Below are 24,511 nucleotides of genomic sequence, written 5' to 3' on the forward strand. Positions count from 1 at the left end.
AGCCAAGATGGACACGACGTTCAACAGGTCGGAGCCCAGGCTGCTGGAACGCTGGACGCGCCGTCTGGCATTTTCCCTGCTGGCCGGGCTGAAAGACGCGGGGCTTACCATAGAGGAAGGCCAGGAAACCTTTCAATTTGGTGACCGGGAGGCGCAATTGCAGGCCCGGGTTCGGGTGCTCGATCCCGGCGCCTATCGGCGATTGATGTTTGGCGGCAGTATAGGGGCGGCCGAAGCCTGGGTAGATGGTTGCTGGCACAGCCCGGATCTGACCGCGGTGGTGCAATTGTTTGCCCGCAATATTCCGGTGCTCGACCGGCTGGAGCGACGGCTGGGCTGGTTGAGCACTCCCTGGCACAGGCTTAAACATCGTTTCAATCGCAACTCCCTGAACGGCAGCAGGGCCAATATCGCCGCCCACTACGATCTGGGCAATGACATGTACCGGCTGTTTCTGGATCCCCTGATGCAGTATTCCTCGGCGGTGTTTCCTACCAGGGATGCCAGCCTGGAAACGGCACAGGAACACAAACTGCGGCTGATTTGCGACCGGCTCGAGCTTAAGCCCGATGACCACCTGCTGGAAATCGGCACCGGCTGGGGCGGGCTGGCCTGTTTTGCCGCCCGTCATTACGGTTGCCGGGTGACCACCACAACATTGTCTGCCGAACAGCTCAAGCATGCCCGTGAACGGGTCGAGCAGGAAGGACTGGGCGAGCGGGTGGCACTGCTGCTGAAAGATTATCGTGATCTCGAGGGGCAATACGACAAGCTGGTGTCGGTGGAGATGATTGAGGCGGTAGGACATGAATATCTGCCAACCTACTTCGAGTCTCTTAATCGCTTGCTCAAGCCCGAAGGCAAGCTGCTGATCCAGGCCATTACCATGACCGATCAGCGTTATGAACCCTATCGCAAGGGCGTGGACTTTATTCAGCGTTATATCTTTCCCGGTGGCTGCCTGCCGTCGGTCAGCGAAATGTGCCGGCACCTGAAAGAGCAGACCGACATGACCCTGACCCGACTGCAGGATTACGGCCAGCATTATGCCGAGACCCTGAAGATCTGGGCCGAGCGTTTTCATCAGCTGGAGCCGGCGTTAAAACACCTGGGCTACAGTCAGGATTTTCATCGGCTGTGGGCCTTTTACTTCGCCTACTGCGAGGGTGGTTTTCGCGAGGGCACCATAGGTCTGGTGCATTTTGAGGCGGCAAAACCGGGAGCGCGCAGATGTCTAAATGGCAATGGACTCAACTGCTAGCCTTCGAAGGTTTCTGGCTGCTGGCGGTGGCGGGACAAAATACCTGGAGCCTGCTGACGGCCCTTCTTCTAGGGCTGCACTTCATCTTTACTCCCAATCGCCGGGCCGATATCCGGGTACTATGGCTGGCGCTGCTGGGGATGGCGGTCGATCTGATCTTGACCGTGACGGGGGTTTTCGTTTTCGACCACTGGCCGCTGTGGCTGGGGTTGCTGTGGGTCGGTTTTGTGCTGACCCTGGGGCATAGCCTGCGCTGGTTGCGCCGAGTGTCGACCTGGCTGTTGATGATAACCGGCGCGCTGGCCGGCACCGGATCCTATCTGGCCGGCTGGCAACTTGGGGCGGTGAGTCTGCCGCTGGGATTCTGGCCGAGCGTGCTGATCCTGGCCATATTGTGGTCGGTGTTGTTACCCATGCTGATTCGGCTGGATCGGCGTTTGCGGAGGGATGCATGATGAAAAAAGTCCTGTGGATACTCTGGCTGTTGATCATGCCATTACCATTGTGGGCGACCCCAACGTCCGATCTGAATCAGATCGGTCAGGGCAGCATGCGCTGGTTGTTCTGGGATCTGTATCAGGCTCGTTTCTACAGTGCCGACGGTCAATATAGAGCCAACGGCTTCCCTCAGGCGCTGGCATTGCGTTATCAGCGGGATATCGGCAAGGAGGACTTGCTCGACGCCACCGTGACCGAGTGGCAGCGTCTCGGTATCGACTGGAAGCCTCAATGGCGGAGAGAACTCAGTGCTATCTGGCCGTCTGTCAGCAAAGGTGATGAGCTGGTACTGAGGGTAGAAGAGGGGGGGATTAGCCGCTTTTACTTCAACTGGAAATTACTGGGGGAGGTATCCGACCCCGCCTTTGGGCCCGCTTTTCTGGCGATTTGGCTGTCGCCCAACAGCAGGGAGCCGAGTCTGACCCGACAACTGAAAGGAAACTGAGATGCGCATTCTGTTATTGAGTCTTTCTCTTTGCGTGAGCCTGCTGTTGATGTCGTGCAGCAGCGATATCCAGGATTATGCGGATACCCAACCGGCCTTTGAGCTGGATCGCTTCTTCGACGGCGAGCTGGTGGCCTACGGCATGGTGCAGGACAGATCCGGCCGGGTGCTGCGCCGCTTTACGGTCGACATGACTGGCCGTTGGGACGGTAACAAGGGCACGTTGGAAGAAGATTTCATCTATGATGACGGCGAGCAGCAGCGGCGAGTCTGGTACATAAAAAAAAGCGCCGATGGCCACTACAGCGGCACCGCCGACGATGTGGTGGTACCGGCGACCGGCCAGACCCGGGGTTTTGCTCTGAACTGGCGTTATACCCTGGCGGTGCCGGTCGACGGCAAGGTCTGGAATATCGACTTCAATGACTGGATGTATCTGCTCGATGAAAACCGGGTGCTCAACCGTGCCGAAATGACCAAGTGGGGCTTCAAGGTCGGCGAGGTCACCCTGTGGATAGAGCGTAAAGATGGTGAGGGGGGAGGCGATCTGTCTTCCCCTTACCCCTTATACCAATCCCAGTAATGATCTGGTCATATTGAGGCCCCAGACCAGAGGCAACACAGCCGCCTCCCTCGACACGCCACTGGTCAATGACACTCACCGTTGCAGCCTACTGCGAACATTCACCGGATGTTCGGTCAGACTGCAACCGTTCGTCACGGCGAGGCAAGCTCGCCCCCTGGGGGCTCGGAAATGCCGTCCCTGGCATTTCACGGTCGTGGGAGCCGTTCTCTGTTGCCTCTTCTGAGTGCTAACAGGCGACGCCGGAGCATCAAGAGGGCAAAGGGATCTGCTCCACCGTCCATCACATGACAGGGACGTCATGTGCTGAGCGTCACAAGGAGGTGCTTGAGCGAGTCGGTGGAGCGGGCCCTTTGTCCGACCTTTGCAGAGCAACCAAATAGATCAGTTATTTAACCTGTTTGGTATTACTCCTCACGAGCGAGTTAAAACTCCGGGCTGGAGATTTCGTCCAGCGACAGGGAAAAGCTGGGCACGAACACCTCGAGAAAATAGCGAATTTCGTCGTTCATGCGCGCTTCCAGCATGTCGGTGAGCCGCTGCTTGGCCTGGGCAAACTCCCGGTTACCGGCGCTGAGTTCTTCTTCGCACTTCAGGTAGGCACAGAGAATGTCTGCCGACTTCACCAGATGGCTGTACTCGTCCTGCTTGTGTCCGCAGAGCAGGGGAGCATAGGTTGCCTGCAGCTCGGGGGGCAGCATCTTGAGCAGGCTTTGCTCGGCGTTGCGTTCTATATCCTTGTAGGCTCGGGCTATGTCTTCGTTGAAGTATTTGACCGGCGTGGGCAGGTCACCGGTCAGTACTTCGCTCGCATCGTGAAACAGCGCATGCATGGCCGCCTGGGCCGGATCCAGAGTGCCGTTGAAACAGGTGTTTCTGATCACTGCCAGCGCATGGGCCACCATGGCCACCTGCAGGCTGTGCTCGGCGACGTTTTCCTGCTCTATGCTGCGCATCAGCGGCCAGCGCTGAATCAGTTTCATGCGGGCCATATGGGCGAAGAAGTGACTGCGTTTCATGGGCATGCCTGTGTTGTTGAGAGCGATATCGTTATAATGGCATCAACCGACCCCAATGGAGAAGACAACATGGACAAGCAAACCCAGATCGAACTGGAAGCCGCCGCCTTTCGTACCCTGCTGGCCCACCTGGACAAGCGTAAGGATGTGCAGAATATCGATCTGATGAATCTGACCGGCTTCTGTCGCAACTGCCTGAGCAAGTGGTATCTGGCCGCGGCCGAAGAGCAGGGGCTGGAGATGAATTACGACCAGGCCCGGGAACGGGTGTACGGCATGCCTTACGACGAGTGGAAGGTGAAATACCAGCAGGAAGCGACGCCAGAACAGAAAGCGGCCTTTGAGAAAAGCCATAAACACGACTGACGCCGGCGGGATTGGGGACTTGGGATCAGGGATTGGTGTTGTACCCTGCCCAGTCCCCAGTCCCCAGTCCCCAGTCCCCGCCGTTACTTGAACGCCACCGTCTTGTTGCCATAGACGAAGACCTTTTCTTCCAGCACCAGATTGAGCGCCCGGCTCAGCACCGATTTTTCCACGTCACGTCCGGCCTTGGCCATGTCCTGGGCGGTGAAGGTGTGGTTAACGTGGGTCACGTCCTGCTCGATGATGGGGCCCTCGTCCAGATCGTCGGTCACGAAATGGGCGGTGGCGCCGATCATCTTCACGCCGCGTTCGTAAGCTTGCCGATAGGGGCTGGCACCGACGAAGGCGGGCAGAAAGGAGTGATGGATATTGATCAATCGCTGGCGATAGCGGGCCACGAATTCGGGGCTGAGAATACGCATGTACTTGGCCAGCACCACATAATCGGGCTGATAGCGGTCGATAATGTCCGCCAGCTGCAGCTCGTGCTCGGCCCGGTTCATGCCCTCGTGTGACACAGTGTGATAGGGAATGTCGAACTTCTCGGTCAGTCCGGCCAGGGTGTCGTAGTTGCCTACAACGGCGGCGATGTCGATATTCATGGCACCGGCGAAGCGCTTCATCAGAATGTCCCCCAGGCAGTGGGCTTCCTTGGTGACCAGTATGACCACGCGCTTGTTGCCGGCGGGCACCAGTCGGCGCTGGCTGCCGGCGGGCAGGGCGCCGTCCAGATCGGCGAGCAGGGTGTGATCGTTGAAATAGCCTTCCAGCTCGGTGCGCATGAAGAAATGACCGTTATCGTAGTCCACAAATTCGTCATTGCGCATGATGTTGAGCTGGTGCTTGTAACAGATGTTGGTGATCTTCGAAATCAGTCCCTTGGCATCGGGACAATGAGTCAGCAGTATTTTTCGTTCCATTATAAGGGGTCTGTCAGCTAGTTAAGTGAAGGGATTTCAGAGTTTGGCACAGCACTGTTTGTATTTTTTTCCGCTGTCGCAGGGGCAGGACTGATTGGCACCGATTTTGGGCGGGTTGAGCTGGCCGGAATGGTACATCCAGCGGCCCTGTTCTTGCACAAAACGGGAGCGCTCGTGCAGCGTCACCACTCGGTTGTTTTCTCTGTATCGGACCTTGAATTCCACCGCGCCCTCTTCATCGACGGGCATGCCGCGGGCAAAGACGATGGTCAGATCAAGCCAGTCGGTGTCGCGTCCGGTTTGTGCCAGCTCATCAACGGTCAGCACTCCCCGGGTCTCGGGATGCCAGCTTTGCAGCAGATAATCGCCGAGACCCAGCACAAAGGCAGTGTAGCGGGAACGCATCAGGGTCAGAGGCGTCGGCGCCGGAGAAACACCCTGCAGGTAGGGATTGCAGCAGTATTCGAAGGGCTGCTGGCTGTGACAATGGCAACGCATGGAGAGGGGAGTCCGGGATAAAAAGAAAAACAGTATGCCATGACCGCCGTAAGGTAAAAATAAAAAACGGCTCCGGGGAGCCGTTTTTAACATCAGAAATCGAGACGATGTTACTCGATGATTTCAACCTGAATGGTGGCCTGAGCCTTGGCATCTACACGACGGTCGCGCTGACGCTCGGCTTCGGTCACGCCTTCGGCCAGTTCACTACCGTACCAGGCAGTCTGGATGTTCTGGGCGGCAACGCCACGCTGAACCAGGTAGTCTTTGGCGGCCAGAGCACGACGCTCGGACAACTTGCGGTTGTATTCGGCGCTACCCAGACGGTCGGCATAACCGGCCAGTTCAACCTGGTGATCCGGGTTCTGCTGGGCGAAGCGTGCTACTTCGTCCAGAGTGGCACGAGAGTCGGAAGACAAGTCGGACTTGTCGAAGGCGAAGTAGATGGAGCCATCGGCAGTGACGGTACGGGTTTCATAGGTCACTTCGGGAGCCGGCTGAGGAGCAACCGGGGCCACAGGAGGTGGAGTAGCCACACCGCGGTTCGGGTGCAGTACCAGTTCCAGCATGAAGTTGTTTACGTCGGTTTCGAAACCGTTGTTGCCCAGGTCACCCATGTCTTCGACACGACGATAGCGAGCCTGTACGTCGACCAGATCGGAAGCACGATAGGTCAGACCCAGGCCAGCCAGCGGAGAAACACCTTCGTCACCGGCGCCGGTATCGGTATCCCAGCCCAGAGCACCCAGCTCACCGAATAGAGAGACGCGCTCACTCAGAGGAAGACGACCGATGGCAGACAGGTTCAGAGCCTTGGTGTCTGCATCTTCGCCAAAGTAGTTGAAGCCCAGCTCGGCACCGAAGTACTGGTTGAAGTTGTAACCACCGAACATGCTGACGGCTTCAGCATCTTTGTCGAGGTTGCTGTTGTTTCTGTCGATATCTTCATATTGGGCGTAACCGGCACCGGCACCCAGGTACCAGTCATTGGCCTGAACGTTGGCAGAGATACCGGCAGCTGCGAGAGCCATTGCAATCAGAGAAGGAGCCACTGTCTTTTTCATAATTGTCTTCCTCATTTTATGAGCTTTCGGCACAGGCCGAAATGGGTGTATCACCGCACACTGAAGGCGGTGAAGTGCGGAAAGTCCTTTTTGTATTATTATTGTCCAGAGGGAGAACCATATGGAACAAAGTCATCCTGTATCTGTATATCCGCACAAGTAGCAGACTAACGGTTTTCATTGAGGCCCACAAGCAGGCGACTGGTCGGAAAGGCTAAATTTGTCGCAGCGGTTACACTCTGTTGACGCAGTTTGCACGGGCTTTTGCAATGCGATGCCGCAGTTTGCGGGGGAATTGGAATTATATAGCGTGATTTAGTGCTATCTGAGTCTAATTTGGAATTTTTTTCGGTAAAACAGGACCAGAGCATAACGAGTCTCTTTACCGGTGTTAAACTAATAAGACAGCGATACCAGTGGTTATCGGAATTCTTCGATAGGAGTAGCAAGGTTATGAACCCAGATACCAGCTTGGTCGGAAAAAAGATCCGGCAAATCCGTGAGGCGATGGGTCTCAGCCGCCCAAGGTTTGCAGAGCTGATTCAGGTCCCTCCCACCACGTTGAAAAACTACGAGTTGGGATATCGCGAAGTGGGCGGTGCTTTTCTGGTTGCTCTGGCACAGCACCCTGAACTGCACAAATTCACCCTCTGGTTGTTGTCTGACAAGACCATCGAAAGTGTCGGACAGGTGAGCCCTGAGCAGACTGCCGAATAATAGTAGAAGACAAGGGAGTGCCCTTGTCTTTGTGTTAGGCCTCCGTATTTAAAGCCCCCATACCGCGATGTCAGCAACTACTTCGCGGTAGCTATTGGCGGATGTCATGTCCATAGACATAATCACCGCTGTTTTCTTCAGAGGTTTCTCGATGTTTTACGGTGTTGATATCGGCGGCAGCAAGATAGCCTTCGCCGTGTTTGATTTGCTGGGCGTTGAGCGGGAACGCTCGGTGCACCAGACGCCGCCGACCACGTACTCTTCCCTTATTCTGTTGCTGGGCGAGCTGGTGAACGCGGCGGATAGTCGCTGGCAGACGACCGGCAGCGTCGGCATCGGCTTTCCCGGTGTGCTGGACAGCCATGGCCTGATGTTGGCGCCCAATGTGCCGGCGATCCATGGCCATGATCTGAAAGGCGATTTACAGCAGAGGCTGAAAAGACCGGTGTACGCCGACAATGACGCCCACTGTTTTCTGCTGTCGGAATATCATCAGGGGGCGGCGGCGGGGGCCGAGCTGGCCCTGGCGCTGACCCTGGGCACCGGGGTGGGTGGCGCCTTGTTGCACAGAGGGCAGCTGGTGAACAGTGGCTGCGGCGGCAGTGCCGAATTCGGTCATGGAGGGATCAACGCCATTCTGCTTGAGCGTTATCCGGGGCTGCCCCTGTTTCCCTGTGGTTGCGGTCTGCGCGGCTGTCTGGAGACCTATGTCTCCGGCACCGGGCTAAGCCGGCTTTATCGGCATGTCGGCGGTGAGTCACTGTCGGGCCCCGCCATCATCAATGCCTGGCAGCGGGGGGAACAAGCGGCCAGTGACTGTCTGTCTCTTTATCTGGATATTCTGGCGGCGGGGCTGGGGACCTTGATGACGCAGCTGGACCCGGATGTGGTGGTGCTGGGCGGCGGGCTTAGCGAGCATGCCTGGTTATACCGGGAGGTTGAACATCGAATGCCAGAATATCTGATGACCGGGGTCACACCGGCGCCGGTGCGAGCGCCTGTGTTTGGCGGTAGCGGCGGGGTACGGGGTGCTGCATTATTGGCCAGGCGTGCGGCCTTGCCATTTAGCTGACCGACTTATTTTGTTAGCATGCCTTTTTTGTACCCAAACGAAGGGAATGTCATGTCGTCATATGAGACAGTAGAGCAAAAGGCCAGCTACGGTGTTGGTCGTCAAATCGGTGACCAGCTGAGCCAGCAGTCGTTCGAAGGTCTGGAAGTGTCTGCCGTACAGCAGGGTCTGGCCGACGCCCTTGCCGGCGTGGACTTCGTCGTTTCTCGCGAAGACATCAACGGTGCCTTTCAGGTGATCACCCAGCGCATGCAAGAGCAGCAGGCTGCCCAGTCCTCCGAAGCCAAAGAAGCGGAAGCCGCTTTCTTCGCCGCCAATGGTGAGCGCGCCGAAGTACAGCAGACCGAATCTGGCTTGCAGTATGAAGTGCTGACCCAGGGTGACGGCGCCAAGCCCGCCGCGACCGATACCGTTAGCGTGCATTACCACGGTACTTTTATCGACGGCTCTGTGTTCGACAGCTCTGTCATGCGTGGCGAGCCGGCTCAGTTCCCGGTGAACGGCGTGATCAAAGGCTGGGTTGAAGCGCTGCAGCTGATGCCGGCTGGCTCCAAGTGGAAGCTGTATGTGCCCCACGACCTGGCCTATGGCGAACAGGGTGCCGGCTCCATTCCGCCGTGCGCGACTCTGGTATTCGAGGTTGAACTGCTCGAAATCGCCTGATTCTGAAAAAACCGGCAGCCGCCGGTTTTTTTATGCCCTTGAAAGAGGTGAGGAGTAAGGCGTGAATGGGTCATGATTACCCACGCCTTACTCCTCAGGGTTTTTCGTTTTAAAGGCTGCCCTTATCTGGCAAACTTCCGGTTTACCCTTGGCTTAGCATGAAGAAAGGAAGAACAGCATGACAAATCCGGTTCGCATCGCCGTGGCTGGTTGTAACGGACGCATGGGCAAGGTATTGGTTGAATCCGTGACCCATACCGAGGGCGTCACCCTGACCGCCGCTATCGAGCACGCCGGCTCTACGGTACTGGGTGTCGATGTGGGTGAGCTGGCCAATGTGGGACGCCTGGGGTTGCAGGTTACCGACAACTTGGCGGCGGTGATTGAGCAGGTGGATGTGATCATCGACTTCACTCGCCCGGAAGCGACCCTGGCCAATATTGCTCTGGCTCGACAGCATGGCAAGCGGTTAGTGATCGGCACCACAGGTTTCGATGAGGCCCAAAAGGCCGAGATCCACGCCGCCGCCGCCGATACCGCCATGGTGATGGCCTCCAACTACAGCGTCGGCGTCAATCTGGTGTTCAAGTTGCTGGAGCAGGCCGCCAAGGTAATGGGCGATTACACCGATATCGAAATTATCGAAGCGCACCATCGGCACAAGGTGGATGCACCGTCCGGTACTGCACTGAGCATGGGGGAGGTGATTGCCGACACCCTGGGCCGGGATCTGAAAGAATGCGCCGTTTATGGTCGTGAAGGCATTACCGGAGAACGGGATCGCAACACCATCGGCTTTGCCACCGTGCGTGCCGGCGATATCGTCGGTGAGCATACCGCCATGTTCGTGGACATCGGCGAGCGGGTCGAAATTACCCACAAGGCGTCCAATCGTCTGACCTTCGCCAATGGTGCCGTGCGGGCCGCCGCCTGGATTGCCAACCAACAGCCCGGTCTGTACGACATGCAGCACGTATTGAACCTGAAGTAATGTGATGATGCAATGAATCCGGCTTTAACTGCACGTATTGTCCCAAAACAGCGGGATTTAAAGTCGGGTTTATTGCTTTTATTTATTCATATCACCTTGATTATTAAGTGATTATTTTTTCTTTTTTCTTTTTTATATCTTTTTGTTCATCTTTAATTTCAATCGAGCATTTTTACGCTTTTTCTACTTTCACTTTGTTTTTTATGCATTTTTTGCCGGTTTTTATTTCGGTTTTTGCTGTTCACTGGCGGCATGAAAGGTTTTTAACGAAAAAGTTTGTCGAAAACGCCACTTTTATATAAAATACGCAGAATTTGCCCAGTATTAGCCGAGATGCAGTAATATTTTTTTTGTCTGCACCTCGGGACAGCCAGGTAAATTGTTGATTTATAAGAATTAACTTGGAGGTTGTCTTGACTCACTCAGCGCTGCTCGTATTGGAAGACGGTTCTGTCTTTCGCGGTACAGCCATCGGTGCCGACGGTTGTTCCGTCGGTGAAGTGGTATTCAATACGTCGATGACGGGATACCAGGAAATCCTCACCGACCCGTCTTATTCCCGTCAAATCGTTACGCTTACTTATCCTCATATAGGCAATACCGGCACTAATGCTGAAGATGAAGAGTCCGACCGGGTGCATGCCCAGGGCCTGATCATTCGTGATCTTCCCATTGTCGCCTCTAACTTCCGCAACCAGCGCTCCCTGTCTGACTACCTCAAAGCCCATAACATAGTGGGTATTGCCGATATCGATACTCGCAAGCTGACCCGCATCCTGCGCGAAAAAGGTGCTCAGGCCGGTTGTATCATCGCCGGTGCGAATCTGGACGAGGCGGTAGCCCTGGCAGAAGCCAAGGCGTTCCCTGGTCTGAAAGGCATGGATCTGGCAAAAGAAGTCACCACCCGTGAAGCTTATGCCTGGAATGAAGGCAGCTGGACGCTGGGCGAAGGCCACAGCCAGCCGGCCGACAATGAGCAGCCCTATCATGTGGTGGCCTACGACTACGGCGTAAAGCGCAACATACTGCGCATGCTGGTGGACCGCGGCTGTCGCCTGACAGTTGTACCGGCCCAGACCTCTGCTGCCGAGGTACTGGCGCTGAATCCGGACGGTATCTTCCTGTCCAACGGCCCCGGTGACCCCGAGCCTTGCGACTACGCCATCAGTGCCATCAAAAGCTTCCTGGAAACCGATATTCCGGTGTTCGGCATTTGCCTGGGTCACCAGTTACTGGGCCTGGCCAGCGGCGCCAACACCGTCAAGATGAAGTTTGGTCATCATGGTGCCAACCACCCGGTAAAAGATCTGGAGAAAGGCGTGGTGATGATCACCAGCCAGAACCATGGTTTTGCGGTGGACGAGGCGACACTGCCAGCCAACGTACGGGTCACCCACAAGTCACTGTTCGACGGTTCCTTGCAGGGTATTCACCGCACCGACAAGCCGGCGTTCAGCTTCCAGGGGCATCCCGAGGCAAGCCCGGGTCCGCATGAAGCCGCCGACCTGTTCGACCACTTTATCGATTTGATTAAGCAGTACCGCGCGTAAAGGAGTAGGGAAGAGTCATGCCAAAACGTACAGACATACAGAGCATTCTGATCCTGGGCGCAGGCCCGATTGTAATCGGTCAGGCCTGTGAATTCGACTACTCCGGCGCCCAGGCCTGCAAGGCCCTGCGTGAAGAAGGTTATCGGGTCATTCTGGTGAACTCCAACCCGGCCACCATCATGACCGATCCGGAGATGGCCGACGCCACCTATATCGAGCCGATCCACTGGGAAGTGGTGCGCGAGATCATCAAAAAAGAGCGTCCAGACGCGATTTTGCCCACCATGGGTGGTCAGACCGCACTGAACTGTGCCCTCGAGCTGGAAAAGCACGGCGTACTGGCAGAGTTTGGTGTCGAGATGATCGGCGCCACCGCCGATGCCATCGACAAGGCTGAAGATCGCAGCCGTTTCGACAAGGCGATGAAGAGCATCGGTCTGGCCTGTCCTCGTGCCGGCATCGCCCGCACCATGGAAGAGGCTTATAAAGTACAAGCAGAAGTCGGCTTCCCTTGTATTATTCGTCCTTCCTTCACCATGGGTGGTTCCGGCGGCGGCATCGCCTATAACCGGGAAGAATTTGAAGAAATCTGTACCCGTGGTCTGGACCTGTCGCCGACCAACGAGCTGCTGATCGACGAATCCCTGATCGGCTGGAAAGAATACGAGATGGAAGTGGTGCGGGATCGTAACGATAACTGCATCATCGTCTGTGCCATCGAAAACTTCGATGCCATGGGCGTGCACACCGGTGACTCCATCACGGTGGCGCCGGCTCAGACCCTGACCGACAAAGAATACCAGCTGATGCGTAACGCCTCTCTGGCGGTATTGCGCGAAATCGGCGTGGAAACCGGCGGCTCCAACGTGCAGTTCGGTATCGACCCCAAGACAGGACGCATGGTGATCATCGAGATGAACCCTCGGGTGTCTCGTTCTTCTGCCCTGGCTTCCAAGGCGACCGGTTTCCCCATCGCCAAGGTTGCGGCCAAGCTGGCCATCGGTTACACCCTGGACGAGCTGCAGAACGATATCACCGGCGGTCTGACCCCGGCATCGTTTGAACCGGCCATCGATTATGTTGTTACCAAGATCCCGCGCTTCAACTTCGAGAAGTTTGCCGGCGCCAACGACCGTCTGACCACTCAGATGAAGTCGGTGGGCGAAGTCATGTCCATTGGCCGTAACTTCCAGGAATCGCTGCAAAAAGCACTGCGCAGCCTGGAAACAGGTCAGCACGGTCTGGATCCCATTATCGACTTGAACGATGCGGACAGCATGGCGCGCATTCGTCACGAGTTGCAAGAGCCGGGCCCTGAGCGTATCTGGTACATAGGCGATGCCTTCCGTGCCGGTATGAGCATGGATGAAATCTTTAAACTGACCAACGTAGACCCCTGGTTCCTGGTGCAGTTGGAAGACTTGATCAAGCTGGAAGGGCAGGTTCAGGGCCTGACTATTACCGACCTGACGCCTGAGCTGCTGCGCAGCCTCAAGCGCAAGGGCTTTGCCGACATCCGTCTGGGCAAGTTGCTGGGTCTTTCTGAAGATGAAGTGCGCAAGCTGCGTCATCGCTTTGAAATTTTCCCGGTTTACAAGCGGGTGGACACCTGTGCCGCCGAATTCTCGACCGATACCGCTTACATGTATTCGTCTTATGATGATGAGTGTGAAGCCAATCCGTCTGATAAAGACAAGATCATGATACTGGGCGGTGGCCCCAACCGTATCGGCCAGGGTATCGAGTTCGATTACTGCTGTGTGCATGCTTCGCTGGCGCTGCGCGAAGACGGCTTCGAGACCATCATGGTCAACTGTAACCCGGAAACGGTTTCTACCGACTACGACACCTCCGACCGTCTCTACTTTGAACCGGTAACGCTGGAAGATGTGCTGGAAATTGTGCGCATCGAAAAGCCCAAGGGTGTGATAGTACAGTACGGCGGCCAGACTCCGTTGAAATTGGCGCGCGCATTGGAAGCCGCCGGCGTACCTATTATTGGTACCAGCCCGGATGCCATCGACCGAGCCGAAGATCGTGAGCGTTTTCAGCAAGCGATTGAGCGTTTGGGTCTGAAGCAGCCGGAAAATGGCACCGTGACTGCCATGGAGCAGGCGGTCGTGGTTGCCGAGCGCATCGGTTATCCGCTGGTGGTGCGTCCGTCTTATGTGTTGGGCGGCCGGGCGATGGAAATCGTCTATGACGAGCAAGACTTGCGTCGTTACTTCAATGAAGCGGTGACGGTTTCTAACGAGTCGCCGGTACTGCTCGACCGTTTCCTGGATGACGCGGTAGAAGTGGACGTGGATGCCATTTGTGATGGTAAAGACGTAGTCATCGGCGGCATTATGGAGCACATAGAGCAAGCCGGTGTGCACTCCGGTGATTCGGGTTGTTCACTGCCGGCTTATACCCTGAGCCAGGCAGTACAGGACGAGATGCGCGAGCAAGTGCGCAAGTTGGCTCTGGAGCTGGGTGTGGTTGGCTTGATGAACATTCAGTTTGCGGTCAAAGGCAGCGACATTTACCTGATTGAGGTAAATCCGCGCGCCGCTCGTACCGTGCCGTTTGTTTCCAAGGCCACCGGTATTCCGCTGGCCAAGGTTGCCGCTCGTGTTATGGCGGGCAAGACACTGGTTGAGCTGGGTGTTACCAAAGAAGTCATTCCGCCTTATTTTTCTGTGAAAGAAGTAGTACTGCCGTTTAATAAGTTCCCGGGAGTGGATCCGCTGTTGGGCCCGGAAATGCGCTCGACCGGTGAAGTCATGGGTGTAGGTGAAACTTTTGCCGAAGCCTTCGGTAAAGCGCACCTGGGCGCAGGCAAGGCCGTGCCGAAAGGAGGCCGTGCCCTGCTGTCGGTACGCGAGAGCGACAAGAAGCGCGTGGTAGAGCTGGCAAAAGCCTTGCTGGCTGCCGGTTTCGAGCTGGATGCCACTCACGGCACTGCAGTCGTATTGGGTGAAGCCAATATCTATCCGCGCCTGGTGAACAAGGTACATGAAGGCCGTCCTCATATTCTGGATCGTATCAAGAACAATGAGTACAGCTACATAGTGAACACCGCCGAAGGGCGCCAGGCCATTGAAGACTCACGTCAATTACGCCGTGGTGCCCTGGCGCAAAAGCTGGCGTATACCACCACCCTGAATGGCGGTATCGCCACTTGTATGGCCATGGATCACGATGCCACCGCCTCTGTGATATCGGTGCAGGAAATGCATGCCCGTATCGCCAAGGGCGAATAAGCGCTATCGCGATTAGAAAACAAGGCGCCGAAAGGCGCCTTTTTTATTGGTTAAATAACATACAAAAATATTCACGATAATGTTTGACGCCACCCCCTTACTTCCGTAGAGTGCATGTCAGCAAGAGTTTCAAGTTAGCGCGGCCTTTGTACTTTGTTCGTTCCTTACGGCACTACAGTAGTCACCAAGCTTCCCTTATTTGATATTTGTTGCATTTTAAGAGCATGAGCTCATCACTTAAATAAAGGTAAGAAAAAATGGCTAACGGTACCGTAAAATGGTTTAACGAAGCAAAAGGTTTTGGTTTCATCACTCCGGCTGACGGCAGCAAAGATCTGTTTGCCCACTTCTCCGAAATCGTTGGTAGTGGCTTTAAAACTCTGGCTGAAGGCCAGGCAGTATCCTACACCGCTACTGAAGGTGCCAAGGGTCCTCAGGCTTCACAGATTCAGGTTCTGTAATTACCCTTCGGTAATTCAAGACCTAAAAAAACCCGCTTCGGCGGGTTTTTTGTGTTTTATACGGTGAAAAGTGAGGGGATAGAGGCCTCACGCCTCACGCCTCACGCCTCACGCCTCACGAGTAATTGTTTTCCATCCAGGACTCCAGGATCAGCTGGGCCGAGACCGCATCCACCGCGTCTTTTCCCAGCGCCTTATAGCCGCCGGCCTCGAACAGTCGGGCGCGGGCATCGGTGGTAGTCAGGCGTTCGTCCTGCAGCTCCACCTTGATACCGAAGCGACCGTGCAGCCGGTTGGCGAACTTGCGGGCGCGGCGGCTGATATCCTGCTCGGTGCCGTCCATATTGAGTGGCAGCCCGACCACCAACAGCGCCGGTTGCCATTCTTTCAGCAACGCCGCTATCTGATCCCAGTTGGGCACACCTTCGTTTGCCTTCAGTGCCAGCAGGGGGCGAGCCGAGATGGTGATCTGCTGGCCTACCGCCACGCCGATGCTCTTCATGCCGTAATCGAAGCCCAGTAAGGTCAGGCTCATGCGTGCCCCACCTGAGACGAGAGATGACGGGCGTCGATGCCTAACCGGGCGATGGCCTGATGCCAGCGCTGGGCGAGGGGAGTATCGAAGATGAGCGCCGTGTCGGCGGGAATGGTCAGCCAGCTGTTTTCTGTCAGCTCCTGCTCCAGCTGTCCCGGTGTCCAGCCCGCATAACCCAGGGTCACCAGGTAGTGCTCGGGCGCCTGTGCTGTGCCCAGGGTTTCCAACACGTCAGGAGAGGTGGTAATCATCAGGTTATCGGTCAGTAACTGGCTCGAACTGAATCCTTCCACCGGGCTGTGCAGTACAAAGCCCCGGTCTGCGGCCACAGGGCCACCCTGGAGCACCGGCTTGTCCAGCTCGGGCTTGTCATCGGGTGTCATCTCCAGCTGATGCAACAGCTCATGCAACGGCATATCGATAGGAATGTTGATCACCAGCCCCATGGCGCCTTCGTCGTTGTGCTCGCAAATATAGGTTACGGAGCCGGCGAAGAAGGGATCTTTGAGGCTGGGCATGGCAATAAGAAAATGATGTTGCAGTGAGTCCATGTCATCTCGTCTTGGGTCGGAAATGGCCCCGCCGGCGCAAGGCAGGCGGGGATACTAGTCAGGGCGTTACTGTCAGGATAGACGTTTTTCGATGGCGTCCATCAGCATGCCGGAGATGTTGACCGGAAAGGCGGCCTCGATTTCCCGCACACAGGTTGGGCTGGTCACATTCACCTCGGTCAGCTTATCACCGATAATATCCAGCCCCACGAAGATCAGTCCCTTTTCCTTGAGTATCGGGCCCAGAGCCTCGGCGATGCGGCGATCGCTGTCGCTGAGGGGGCGAGCTTCACCACGGCCACCGGCCGCCAGGTTGCCTCGGGTTTCACCGCCCTGGGGAATGCGGGCCAGGCAATAGGGCACAGGCTCACCATCGATGACCAGCACGCGCTTGTCGCCTTCCGTGATAGCGGGAATATAAGCCTGCACCATGCAATAGCGGCTGCCGTGCTCGGTCAGGGTTTCGATGATGACGCCGAGGTTGGGATCATCCTGTTTCACCCGAAAAATCGAGGCGCCACCCATGCCGTCGAGCGGCTTGATGATGATGTCCTTGTGCTCCTGGTGAAAGGCGCGGATATCACTGCCCTTGCGGCTGACCAGGGTGGTGGGGGTAAACTCGGAGAACCAGGCGGTATAGAGCTTTTCGTTGGCGTCCCGCAGGCTCTGGGGTTTGTTGACGATCAGGGTGCCTTCGCCTTCGGCCCGCTCCAGCAGGTAAGTGGCGTAGATATATTCGGTATCGAAAGGCGGATCCTTGCGCATCAGGATCACGTCGAGCGAGCTCAATGGCAGGCGTTCGGCTTCTTCCAGGGTGAACCACTGGTTGGCGTCTTCCTTTACGGTCAGCCGGGCCATGTGGCCGAAGGCTTCCCCGTCGCGCAGGCTGAGATCGCTCATCTCCATATACCACAGCTCATAGCCGCGGTGCTGAGCTTCCAGCAGCATGGCGAAGCTGGTGTCTTTCTTGATGTTGATGGACTGGATGGGGTCCATCACTATTCCCAGTTTAATGGTCATGCAAGATCTCCAAATCGGCATTGCAGGGCGGTGATGGCGGTCAGGGCCGCGGTTTCGGTTCTCAGTACCCGGGGACCGAGCAGTATATCAATAAAGCCGCGCTCACGGGCCTGGATGATTTCGTCATCGGACAGGCCTCCCTCGGGCCCCACCAGCAGCCTGACGCCGGCGTTGGGTGGCGGCAAGGTGTTGACGCTGTATTCGGCTCTGGGATGCAGGTTGAGCCTGAGATCTTCGGTTTCTTCCGCCAGCCACTGTTCCAGGGCCATGGCTGGGCGAATGTCGGGCATACGATTGCGGCCACACTGTTCGCAGGCGGCGATGGCGATGCTCTGCCATTGCTGCAGCTTTTTCTCCAGTCGCTCACCGGACAGCTTGACGCCGCAGCGGCTGGAAAACAACGGGGTGATCACGTTGACACCGAGCTCGACCGACTTCTGGATGGTGAATTCCATCTTGTCGCCGCGGCTGATCACCTGGCCCAGATGAAAGTGCAGCGGCGATTCGCAGTCGGCGGCCTCGAAGTCGCCGACGCGAACCAGAACCGATTTCTTGTCGGCTTGCAGGATCTCGGCCTGATACTCGCCTCCCTGGCCGTTGAACAGCACCAGCTGCTGGCCGGGCTGCATTCTCAGCACCCGGCCGACATGGTTGGCACCGTCGCTCGACAGCGCCAGTTCAAGTCCGCAGGACAGGGGTGCGGGCTCATGGATTCGGGGTATACGCATAATGTTTGCATTGTTCCTTTACAAAGGGGTTGCTGTTGCCCTGAATGGCGCTGATACGTTGATCACGCTTGCATTCCCATTGGCTTGCCGGATATTGCCGGTTCCAGGCTTCAAACAGTTTCAGCTGCTGCGAGGCGATCTTCAGCCGGTATTGTTGCTGCATATACAGATAGGTGCGGGCGATGGCGCCCCGGCTGGCCTCGGGGGGCTGGACTTTGCGGCCCTTGAAGTCGACCAGCACCTGACAGCGACCATACTGGTTTGGCCTACCGTTCCATTCGGAAAAGCGGTAATTGGAGCGGTCGCCGTTGACCTCGCCCACCGCCGGCACCAGGTTGTGCAAATCGCCTTCCATCTGCTTGAACTGGGCATCGCTGCGGGTACAGTTCTTGCGGCCCCCGTTCTGCCAGCACTGGCGTTGATGGCCGAATTCCCAGGCCGGGACCACGTGTTCCCACTCGATGCGGCTGGCCCGTTTCTGCTGTTTGCGCACCTGGTAGCCACAGCGTTCCAGATCCGGTACCAGTTTCTTGCCCTGGGCACCGATGGGGCAACCGCAGTAAAAGCTCACCGGGTAATCGTTATAAATACCGGGGGCCACTTTTTTGGCCTGACGAAAGGACAAGGCTTCGCCATAAGCCAGCCAGGAGCTGAAGCCCAAAAGTAAAATGAAATAGCGCACGACTCGTTATTTTTTATGGTTTTGTAATGGCGCAGTTTACCACCCGCTGCGGGGGCGGGGAAAGGGCCCGAGGTAGGATGGGGACCTAGAAGCCGTTAGCAGAAAGCCGAGATCCGGGATGGAGATCTTCCCCATCCCAGAAGCCGTTACTTTATGCCGTTACACCAGGGCCAGCATGGCCTCGGCGGAAGAGACTTCGAACTTGCCCGGCGCTTCTACCTGCAGGGCGGTGACGACGCCATTTTCTGCTACCAGCGCAAAACGCTGGGCGCGCAGGCCGCCGAAATCACCGGTGTCTTTGGCAAGGCCCAGCGCCTGGGTGAAAGAACCGTTACCGTCGGCCAGCATGGTAACGGCCCCGGCATTCTGGGCCTGCTGCCAGGCGCGCATCACGAAGGCATCGTTGACCGACAGGCAGTACAGACTCACGCCACTGGCCCTGAACTGGTCGGCCAGCACCACAAAACCGGGCAGGTGGGCCTGGGAGCAGGTCGGGGTAAAGGCGCCGGGTACGGCGAAGATCACCACCTTCTTGCCGCCAAAGAGTGCGGCGCTGTCGGCACTGCTCTTGCCGGCGTCGGTGATAAAGGTAAAGCTCTGTTCGGGTAATTTCTCACCAATCTTGATCATGGGACTTTCCTTTTTGTATCTGCGGTGGATAACGACAACAGTTTATTACAATGCAGGCATTGATAGCGCTGTTTACCGCGTTGAATGTTGTTGTGACGGCGCAGGCTTAACCGATGCTCACGACAGTCACAGTGGTACGGATAAGTGGGCGCGACCCTGGCGGTGTTTAGCCGGTGGCGGGTGCGGGGCTCGAGCCCGAACACCGACAGCATGATGCTCTGCCATTCCCGACCGTGCGGTTTGACCTTGCCGAAACAGGCGAACGCCACCAGATGAGCTACTTCATGAGGGATGATCTCGGCCATGAATTCGGCCTCGTTATCGGCCAGCAATACCGGGTTGAAGCGTAGCTCCCAGCGTTCGAGCCAGGCCGAGCCGGCGATGCGACCGCGCTGGTTGAAGCACACCCGGGGCGGGTCAAAGTTCCGGCCGGTGTGGCGAGCGGCCAGCACCAGGCATTCGGTGACTCTGTCGTGAACGCGCTGGTAAAGGATTTCGTCAGGTTTCATGTTTGTAAAGCTGTCAGCCTGTCTCTTGGTCACAGGTGTTGCCGTTTGCTGTATCGTGCGTTTTCGTCAGGCAAAGCGCACTGCTTCTCCGGCACGCCGTGAACCCCTCCCTGGGGGCTCCGCTGCGCCATCCATGGCGCAGAGGGCGCGGCGAAGCAGACACCCTTTGCCTTCCTTGTCAAGCAACGAGGTGCCTGTTAGCTTTTGACAGGCAACTCTCCAGTTTCACGAAGCAGCAGTGGGGATTGCCGTAGCCGACCGTCAAATGTCATGGATGACATTTGCCGAGCGTCCCAGGGAGGGGCTTGAAGCGTGTCGGCGGAGCGCAACCGCACTGCTGCCTCGCATGACGAACTGACATTCAGCATATAAAAAGGGGAAGCCTGCGCTTCCCCTTTATCACTTACTTCAGACCGGCGGCGTCACGCAGCAATTCGGCCTTGTCGGTCGCTTCCCAGGGGAACTCGTCCCGACCGAAGTGGCCGTAGGCGGCGGTGGACTGATAGATGGGACGGTTCAGGTCCAGCATCTGGATCAGGCCGTAAGGGCGCAGATCGAAGTGTTCGCGCACCAGGGCATCGATCAGCTCTTCTGCCACCTTGCCGGTGCCGAAGGTTTCCACGCTGATGGACGTCGGCTCGGCCACACCGATGGCGTAGGAGACCTGAATTTCACAGCGGTCGGCCAGGCCGGCGGCAACGATGTTCTTGGCCACGTAACGGGCGGCATAGGCGGCGGAGCGATCCACCTTTGACGGATCCTTGCCCGAGAAGGCACCACCACCGTGACGGGCCATGCCGCCGTAGGTGTCGACGATGATCTTGCGTCCGGTCAGACCGCAGTCACCCATGGGGCCACCGATAATGAACTGGCCGGTCGGGTTTATGTGGTACTTGGTGTTCTTGGTCAGCCACTCGGCCGGCAGCACCGGCTTGATGATCATCTCCATCACGGCTTCGCGCAGGGTAGCCTGATCGATATCCGGGCCGTGCTGGGTAGACAGAACCACGGTGTCGATGCCTACCGGCTTGCCGTTGTCGTCGTAGACGAAGGTCACCTGAGACTTGGCGTCCGGACGCAGCCAGGGCAGCTCACGGGCCTTGCGCACATGGGCCTGGCGCTTGACCAGACGATGAGCGTAAGTGACCGGAGCGGGCATCAGCACGTCGGTTTCGTTGGACGCATAACCGAACATCAGGCCTTGATCGCCGGCGCCCTGAGCGTAGGGGTCTTCATCTTTCCGATCCACGCCCATGGCGATATCCGGAGACTGTTTACCGATGGCGTTGAGCACGGCGCAGCTTTCGCCGTCGAAGCCCATTTCGGAGCTGGTGTAGCCGATGTCACGCACGGTACGGCGTACCAGCTCTTCGATGTCAACCCAGGCGCTGGTGGAGATTTCACCGCCCACGATGACCATGCCGGTCTTGACGAAGCTTTCGCAGGCCACGCGCGCCTTGGGATCCTGCTCGATGATGGCGTCCAGCACCGCATCGGAGATCTGATCGGCAATTTTGTCCGGATGACCTTCGGATACGGACTCGGAGGTAAACAGTCTGGCCATGATACTTTCCTAACTTGAATTAATCTGGGGTGTAATGACCGGCCGAGGATGGCGGTATTAACATCTGGATGGCTATTCTAGAGAGCCGCCGCACCGATTGCCAGTAAAAAGTCGTCTGGCCGCCTCGTTTGCCCACCCCGTTTGACCTATCCGTTTGACCTGGGGAGATTAGATTTGCGCCCTCTGGCAGTCTTTGGGACAATACCGCCGTTTTCTTCACCCCTTTTTTCTAGTCAATATTCTCAGGAGATGTCGATGCCTTCTCGTCAAGTGCTGGCCAATGCCGTGCGCGCACTCAGTATGGATGCGGTACAGAAAGCCAATTCCGGTCACCCCGGCGCCCCCATGGGCATGGCGGATATCGCCGAGGTGTTGTGGCGCGATTACCTCAAGCACAACCCCAGCAACCCCAACTGGGCCGACCGCGACCGCTTTATTCTGTCCAACGGCCACGGCTCCATGCTGCTGTATTCCCTGCTGCACCTGACCGGCTACGAGCTGTCCATCGACGATCTCAAACAGTTCCGCCAGCTGCACTCCAAGACTCCGGGTCACCCCGAGTACGGTTATGCGCCGGGTATCGAAACCACCACAGGCCCCCTGGGTCAGGGCATCACCAATGCCGTGGGCATGGCCATCGCCGAAAAATCTCTGGCCGCCCAGTTCAACCGTCCCGGTCATGAAGTAGTAGACCACCATACTTACACCTTCCTGGGTGACGGCTGCCTGATGGAAGGCATCTCCCACGAAGCCTGCTCCCTGGCCGGTACTCTGGGTCTGGGCAAGCTGATTGCCTTCTGGGATGACAACGGCATCTCCATCGACGGTCACGTCGACGGTTGGTTCAGCGACGATACCCCCAAGCGCTTTGAAGCCTACGGCTGGCAGGTCATCGCCGACGTAGACGGCCACGACAGCGCCGCCCTGACCGCTGCGATCGACGCCGCCCGCGCCGATACCGCTCGTCCGACCATGATCTGCTGCAAGACCGTGATCGGTTTCGGCTCGCCCAACAAGGGCGGCACCCACGACTGTCACGGTGCCCCTCTGGGCGAGGCGGAAATCGCCGCCACCCGTGAACAGCTGGGCTGGACTCATGCTCCCTTCGAAATCCCCGACGACATCTATGCCGACTGGAATGCCAAGGAAAAGGGTACCGCCGCCGAAGCCGCCTGGAACGAGCAATTCGCCGCCTATGCCGCAGCTCATCCGGAACTGGCTGTCGAGTTCAAGCGCCGCGTTAACGGTGAGCTGCCGGCCGACTGGGCCGCCCAGAGCGCCGATTTCATCAAGACGCTGCAGGCCAACCCGGCCAAGATTGCCACCCGCAAGGCCTCTCAGAATGCGCTGGACGCCTTCGGTGCTGTGTTGCCCGAACTGCTCGGCGGCAGCGCCGATCTGGCACCCAGCAACCTGACCATCCACAAGGGCTCTCAGCCCATCAGTGCCGAAGACGCCAGCGGTAACTACCTGCACTACGGTGTACGCGAGTTTGGTATGAGCGCCATCATGAACGGTATCGCCCTGCACGGCGGCTTTGTGCCTTACGGCGGCACCTTCCTGATGTTTGTGGAATATGCCCGTAATGCCCTGCGCATGGCGGCGCTGATGAAGCAACGCTCCATCTTCGTTTATACCCACGACTCTATCGGTCTGGGCGAAGACGGCCCGACTCACCAGCCGGTAGAACAGATTGCTTCTCTGCGTCTGACCCCGAACATGAGCACCTGGCGCCCCTGCGATCAGGTCGAGTCTGCCGTGGCCTGGAAAGCAGCTATCGAACGTCAGGACGGTCCGACCGCGCTGATTTTCTCCCGTCAGAACCTGGGTCAGATCGATCGTACCGACGCCCAGCTGGCCGACGTGGCCAAGGGTGGCTATGTGCTGAAAGACTGCGCCGGCACGCCTGAGCTCATCATCATCGCCACCGGCTCCGAAATCGAGCTGGCCGTGGCTGCCTACGAGCAGTTGAGCGGTGAAGGCAAGCAGGTACGAGTGGTGTCTCTGCCTTGTACCGATGTGTTCGATGCCCAGTCTGCCGAGTATAAAGAAAGCGTGCTGCCCGCCGCCGTGACCAAGCGTCTGGCAGTAGAAGCCGGTATTGCCGACTACTGGTACAAGTATGTGGGCTTTGGCGGCGACATCATCGGTATGCATACCTTTGGTGAGTCGGCCCCGGCCGGTGACTTGTTCAAGCTGTTCGGCTTCACCGTCGACAACGTGGTAGAAAAGGCGAACGCCCTGTTAGGCAAGTAAGCTGGCCTAAAAGCCCGCGCGTTACTCCTTAATGAAAAAACCGGCTGCGGCCGGTTTTTTTGTGCCTGAAAGGGAGGGGAACGGCACCGTCTTTTGTAGAGGCCGCTTCAGCCGGCCGGTTGTGCGCAGCAGAACATAAGCTCTGTTGCTCGGCTCAGAGGCAACCGGGTAGCCTCTTCCGACACGCTAAACCGCATCCCTGCGACGCTCAGCACATGACGTCCTGTCATGTGATGGTCGGCTGAGGCTATCCCGCTTGCCTCTTCATAGCACCGGAGTCGCCAGTTAGCACTTTCCACTAAACAAAGGATCTCTTTCATCTCGGCGTAAACGCCGAACAAAGGGCCCGATCCGCCGACTCGCCGTAAATCCCGCCCTGGAGGCTCCGTCGCGCCATCCTTGGCGCGGAGGGGCGGCGGAGCAGATCCCTTTGTCCTCCTTGATGCTCTGGAATGGCCTGATGGCAGAGGCCGCCGCTTATGGCGGTTTTTTTCATGGCTTTTAATTGCACTTCACCGTCACTCCGTCCAAAATGGTCTCATTTGAAGTTCATGCGACATGTTAATGAATAAGCAGGAAGTCACGGCCTTAAACCTGATGTTTTATACCGATTATTTTTATGGCTCGGCCAAAGTACCTGCCTTGCTGCAGCCTCGTGCTTATATGTGCTCGGTAGTGTTTTA

The 24,511-nt window shown here is 57.2% G+C and carries 25 protein-coding genes; 13 read left to right on the forward strand and 12 right to left on the reverse strand.

Going from position 1 to position 24,511, the window contains the following annotated elements:
• The first annotated feature begins 7 nt into the window (after nt 1–7).
• The 4 genes from UN63_RS00755 to UN63_RS00770 are packed head-to-tail and all read left to right on the forward strand — an operon-like array spanning nt 8 to nt 2,787.
• Nucleotides 8–1,261, forward strand: a complete 1,254-nt coding sequence (locus UN63_RS00755) for an SAM-dependent methyltransferase (protein ID WP_104484880.1) — start codon at nt 8–10, stop codon at nt 1,259–1,261.
• Nucleotides 1,231–1,716: a DUF2878 domain-containing protein gene (locus UN63_RS00760; protein ID WP_104484881.1), complete on the forward strand. Its 486-nt coding sequence runs from the start codon at nt 1,231–1,233 to the stop codon at nt 1,714–1,716. Before UN63_RS00755 ends, UN63_RS00760 begins: the two co-directional genes overlap by 31 nt.
• The gene (locus tag UN63_RS00765; RefSeq protein ID WP_229793496.1) at nt 1,713–2,204 is read left to right on the forward strand and encodes a chalcone isomerase family protein; all 492 of its coding nucleotides are present in this window, start codon (nt 1,713–1,715) and stop codon (nt 2,202–2,204) included. The genes UN63_RS00760 and UN63_RS00765 overlap by 4 nt, the downstream gene beginning before the upstream one ends.
• Before the next feature lies 1 nt (nt 2,205).
• Nucleotides 2,206–2,787, forward strand: coding sequence for a DUF3833 domain-containing protein (locus tag UN63_RS00770; RefSeq protein WP_104484883.1), 582 nt, complete (start codon nt 2,206–2,208; stop codon nt 2,785–2,787).
• A gap of 425 nt (nt 2,788–3,212) precedes the next feature.
• On the opposite strand, the gene yfbR is transcribed toward UN63_RS00770, so the two are convergent.
• Nucleotides 3,213–3,806, reverse strand: coding sequence for a 5'-deoxynucleotidase (yfbR, locus tag UN63_RS00775; RefSeq protein WP_104484884.1), 594 nt, complete (start codon nt 3,804–3,806; stop codon nt 3,213–3,215).
• Between the two features lie 69 nt (nt 3,807–3,875).
• On the opposite strand from yfbR, the gene UN63_RS00780 reads away from it, so the two are divergent.
• Nucleotides 3,876–4,172 (forward strand): DUF1244 domain-containing protein, encoded by a 297-nt coding sequence (locus UN63_RS00780; RefSeq protein WP_104484885.1) that lies wholly within the window; start codon nt 3,876–3,878, stop codon nt 4,170–4,172.
• 83 nt (nt 4,173–4,255) lie between these two features.
• On the opposite strand, the gene purU is transcribed toward UN63_RS00780, so the two are convergent.
• The 3 genes from purU to UN63_RS00795 all read right to left on the reverse strand — a co-directional run bounded on the left by purU (nt 4,256) and on the right by UN63_RS00795 (nt 6,654).
• A complete protein-coding gene (purU, locus tag UN63_RS00785; protein WP_104484886.1) occupies nt 4,256–5,092 on the reverse strand; it encodes a formyltetrahydrofolate deformylase in 837 nt (278 codons plus the stop codon).
• Nucleotides 5,093–5,128: 36 nt separating this feature from the next.
• Entirely contained in the window at nt 5,129–5,590 is a 462-nt protein-coding gene (locus tag UN63_RS00790) for a YchJ family protein (protein WP_104484887.1), read from the reverse strand.
• Between the two features lie 110 nt (nt 5,591–5,700).
• Nucleotides 5,701–6,654, reverse strand: coding sequence for an OmpA family protein (locus UN63_RS00795; RefSeq protein WP_104484888.1), 954 nt, complete (start codon nt 6,652–6,654; stop codon nt 5,701–5,703).
• 453 nt (nt 6,655–7,107) lie between these two features.
• On the opposite strand from UN63_RS00795, the gene UN63_RS00800 reads away from it, so the two are divergent.
• From UN63_RS00800 to UN63_RS00830, 7 genes are all read left to right on the forward strand, one after another.
• Nucleotides 7,108–7,371 carry a helix-turn-helix domain-containing protein gene (locus UN63_RS00800; protein ID WP_104484889.1) on the forward strand — a complete coding sequence of 88 codons (264 nt, stop codon included), beginning with the start codon at nt 7,108–7,110 and terminating at the stop codon, nt 7,369–7,371.
• Nucleotides 7,372–7,522: 151 nt separating this feature from the next.
• Nucleotides 7,523–8,443 carry an ROK family protein gene (locus tag UN63_RS00805; RefSeq protein WP_104484890.1) on the forward strand — a complete coding sequence of 307 codons (921 nt, stop codon included), beginning with the start codon at nt 7,523–7,525 and terminating at the stop codon, nt 8,441–8,443.
• Nucleotides 8,444–8,494: 51 nt separating this feature from the next.
• A complete protein-coding gene (gene bamJ, locus UN63_RS00810; RefSeq protein WP_104484891.1) occupies nt 8,495–9,106 on the forward strand; it encodes a BamJ family beta-barrel-assembly machinery protein in 612 nt (203 codons plus the stop codon).
• A 178-nt stretch (nt 9,107–9,284) separates the two neighbouring features.
• On the forward strand, nt 9,285–10,097 hold the full coding sequence (dapB, locus tag UN63_RS00815; protein ID WP_104484892.1) for a 4-hydroxy-tetrahydrodipicolinate reductase: 813 nt from the start codon (nt 9,285–9,287) through the stop codon (nt 10,095–10,097).
• 413 nt (nt 10,098–10,510) lie between these two features.
• Nucleotides 10,511–11,647, forward strand: coding sequence for a glutamine-hydrolyzing carbamoyl-phosphate synthase small subunit (gene carA, locus UN63_RS00820; protein WP_104484893.1), 1,137 nt, complete (start codon nt 10,511–10,513; stop codon nt 11,645–11,647).
• A gap of 17 nt (nt 11,648–11,664) precedes the next feature.
• Nucleotides 11,665–14,892 carry a carbamoyl-phosphate synthase large subunit gene (gene carB, locus UN63_RS00825; RefSeq protein ID WP_104484894.1) on the forward strand — a complete coding sequence of 1,076 codons (3,228 nt, stop codon included), beginning with the start codon at nt 11,665–11,667 and terminating at the stop codon, nt 14,890–14,892.
• A 257-nt stretch (nt 14,893–15,149) separates the two neighbouring features.
• On the forward strand, nt 15,150–15,353 hold the full coding sequence (locus tag UN63_RS00830) for a cold-shock protein (protein ID WP_071473096.1): 204 nt from the start codon (nt 15,150–15,152) through the stop codon (nt 15,351–15,353).
• A 115-nt stretch (nt 15,354–15,468) separates the two neighbouring features.
• Here the strand turns inward: UN63_RS00830 and ruvX are convergent, their stop codons facing one another.
• From ruvX to metK, 8 genes are all read right to left on the reverse strand, one after another.
• Nucleotides 15,469–15,888, reverse strand: coding sequence for a Holliday junction resolvase RuvX (gene ruvX, locus UN63_RS00835; protein ID WP_104484895.1), 420 nt, complete (start codon nt 15,886–15,888; stop codon nt 15,469–15,471).
• The gene (locus UN63_RS00840; RefSeq protein WP_104484896.1) at nt 15,885–16,439 is read right to left on the reverse strand and encodes a YqgE/AlgH family protein; all 555 of its coding nucleotides are present in this window, start codon (nt 16,437–16,439) and stop codon (nt 15,885–15,887) included. The genes ruvX and UN63_RS00840 overlap by 4 nt, the downstream gene beginning before the upstream one ends.
• Nucleotides 16,440–16,511: 72 nt before the next feature.
• Nucleotides 16,512–17,459, reverse strand: coding sequence for a glutathione synthase (gshB, locus tag UN63_RS00845; protein WP_104484897.1), 948 nt, complete (start codon nt 17,457–17,459; stop codon nt 16,512–16,514).
• On the reverse strand, nt 17,456–18,187 hold the full coding sequence (gene rsmE, locus UN63_RS00850; RefSeq protein ID WP_104484898.1) for a 16S rRNA (uracil(1498)-N(3))-methyltransferase: 732 nt from the start codon (nt 18,185–18,187) through the stop codon (nt 17,456–17,458). Before rsmE ends, gshB begins: the two co-directional genes overlap by 4 nt.
• Nucleotides 18,165–18,869 (reverse strand): endonuclease, encoded by a 705-nt coding sequence (locus UN63_RS00855; protein WP_104484899.1) that lies wholly within the window; start codon nt 18,867–18,869, stop codon nt 18,165–18,167. The genes rsmE and UN63_RS00855 overlap by 23 nt, the downstream gene beginning before the upstream one ends.
• Before the next feature lie 159 nt (nt 18,870–19,028).
• Nucleotides 19,029–19,499: a peroxiredoxin gene (locus tag UN63_RS00860; protein ID WP_104484900.1), complete on the reverse strand. Its 471-nt coding sequence runs from the start codon at nt 19,497–19,499 to the stop codon at nt 19,029–19,031.
• The gene (locus UN63_RS00865; RefSeq protein WP_104484901.1) at nt 19,496–20,008 is read right to left on the reverse strand and encodes a SprT family zinc-dependent metalloprotease; all 513 of its coding nucleotides are present in this window, start codon (nt 20,006–20,008) and stop codon (nt 19,496–19,498) included. The genes UN63_RS00860 and UN63_RS00865 overlap by 4 nt, the downstream gene beginning before the upstream one ends.
• Nucleotides 20,009–20,411: 403 nt before the next feature.
• The gene (gene metK / locus UN63_RS00870; protein ID WP_104484902.1) at nt 20,412–21,572 is read right to left on the reverse strand and encodes a methionine adenosyltransferase; all 1,161 of its coding nucleotides are present in this window, start codon (nt 21,570–21,572) and stop codon (nt 20,412–20,414) included.
• 255 nt (nt 21,573–21,827) lie between these two features.
• Between metK and tkt the strand changes: the two genes are divergently transcribed.
• Nucleotides 21,828–23,828, forward strand: coding sequence for a transketolase (gene tkt, locus UN63_RS00875; protein WP_104484903.1), 2,001 nt, complete (start codon nt 21,828–21,830; stop codon nt 23,826–23,828).
• Nucleotides 23,829–24,511 lie beyond the last annotated feature (683 nt).

Source organism: Oceanisphaera arctica, from assembly GCF_002936955.1.
GTDB classification, from domain to species: domain Bacteria; phylum Pseudomonadota; class Gammaproteobacteria; order Enterobacterales; family Aeromonadaceae; genus Oceanimonas; species Oceanimonas arctica.

Bases quoted from the DNA above. Each gene is read 5' to 3' on its own strand.
- UN63_RS00860 (WP_104484900.1), bottom strand. From the start codon at position 19,499: ATGATCAAGATTGGTGAGAAATTACCCGAACAGAGCTTTACCTTTATC.
- metK (WP_104484902.1), bottom strand. From the start codon at position 21,572: ATGGCCAGACTGTTTACCTCCGAGTCCGTATCCGAAGGTCATCCGGAC.
- UN63_RS00795 (WP_104484888.1), bottom strand. From the start codon at position 6,654: ATGAAAAAGACAGTGGCTCCTTCTCTGATTGCAATGGCTCTCGCAGCT.
- UN63_RS00765 (WP_229793496.1), top strand. From the start codon at position 1,713: ATGATGAAAAAAGTCCTGTGGATACTCTGGCTGTTGATCATGCCATTA.
- UN63_RS00760 (WP_104484881.1), top strand. From the start codon at position 1,231: ATGTCTAAATGGCAATGGACTCAACTGCTAGCCTTCGAAGGTTTCTGG.
- UN63_RS00800 (WP_104484889.1), top strand. From the start codon at position 7,108: ATGAACCCAGATACCAGCTTGGTCGGAAAAAAGATCCGGCAAATCCGT.
- UN63_RS00840 (WP_104484896.1), bottom strand. From the start codon at position 16,439: ATGGACTCACTGCAACATCATTTTCTTATTGCCATGCCCAGCCTCAAA.
- UN63_RS00865 (WP_104484901.1), bottom strand. From the start codon at position 20,008: ATGAAACCTGACGAAATCCTTTACCAGCGCGTTCACGACAGAGTCACC.
- purU (WP_104484886.1), bottom strand. From the start codon at position 5,092: ATGGAACGAAAAATACTGCTGACTCATTGTCCCGATGCCAAGGGACTG.
- UN63_RS00780 (WP_104484885.1), top strand. From the start codon at position 3,876: ATGGACAAGCAAACCCAGATCGAACTGGAAGCCGCCGCCTTTCGTACC.
- UN63_RS00805 (WP_104484890.1), top strand. From the start codon at position 7,523: ATGTTTTACGGTGTTGATATCGGCGGCAGCAAGATAGCCTTCGCCGTG.
- UN63_RS00755 (WP_104484880.1), top strand. From the start codon at position 8: ATGGACACGACGTTCAACAGGTCGGAGCCCAGGCTGCTGGAACGCTGG.
- dapB (WP_104484892.1), top strand. From the start codon at position 9,285: ATGACAAATCCGGTTCGCATCGCCGTGGCTGGTTGTAACGGACGCATG.
- UN63_RS00830 (WP_071473096.1), top strand. From the start codon at position 15,150: ATGGCTAACGGTACCGTAAAATGGTTTAACGAAGCAAAAGGTTTTGGT.
- carB (WP_104484894.1), top strand. From the start codon at position 11,665: ATGCCAAAACGTACAGACATACAGAGCATTCTGATCCTGGGCGCAGGC.
- tkt (WP_104484903.1), top strand. From the start codon at position 21,828: ATGCCTTCTCGTCAAGTGCTGGCCAATGCCGTGCGCGCACTCAGTATG.
- ruvX (WP_104484895.1), bottom strand. From the start codon at position 15,888: ATGAGCCTGACCTTACTGGGCTTCGATTACGGCATGAAGAGCATCGGC.
- rsmE (WP_104484898.1), bottom strand. From the start codon at position 18,187: ATGCGTATACCCCGAATCCATGAGCCCGCACCCCTGTCCTGCGGACTT.
- bamJ (WP_104484891.1), top strand. From the start codon at position 8,495: ATGTCGTCATATGAGACAGTAGAGCAAAAGGCCAGCTACGGTGTTGGT.
- gshB (WP_104484897.1), bottom strand. From the start codon at position 17,459: ATGACCATTAAACTGGGAATAGTGATGGACCCCATCCAGTCCATCAAC.
- yfbR (WP_104484884.1), bottom strand. From the start codon at position 3,806: ATGAAACGCAGTCACTTCTTCGCCCATATGGCCCGCATGAAACTGATT.
- UN63_RS00790 (WP_104484887.1), bottom strand. From the start codon at position 5,590: ATGCGTTGCCATTGTCACAGCCAGCAGCCCTTCGAATACTGCTGCAAT.
- UN63_RS00770 (WP_104484883.1), top strand. From the start codon at position 2,206: ATGCGCATTCTGTTATTGAGTCTTTCTCTTTGCGTGAGCCTGCTGTTG.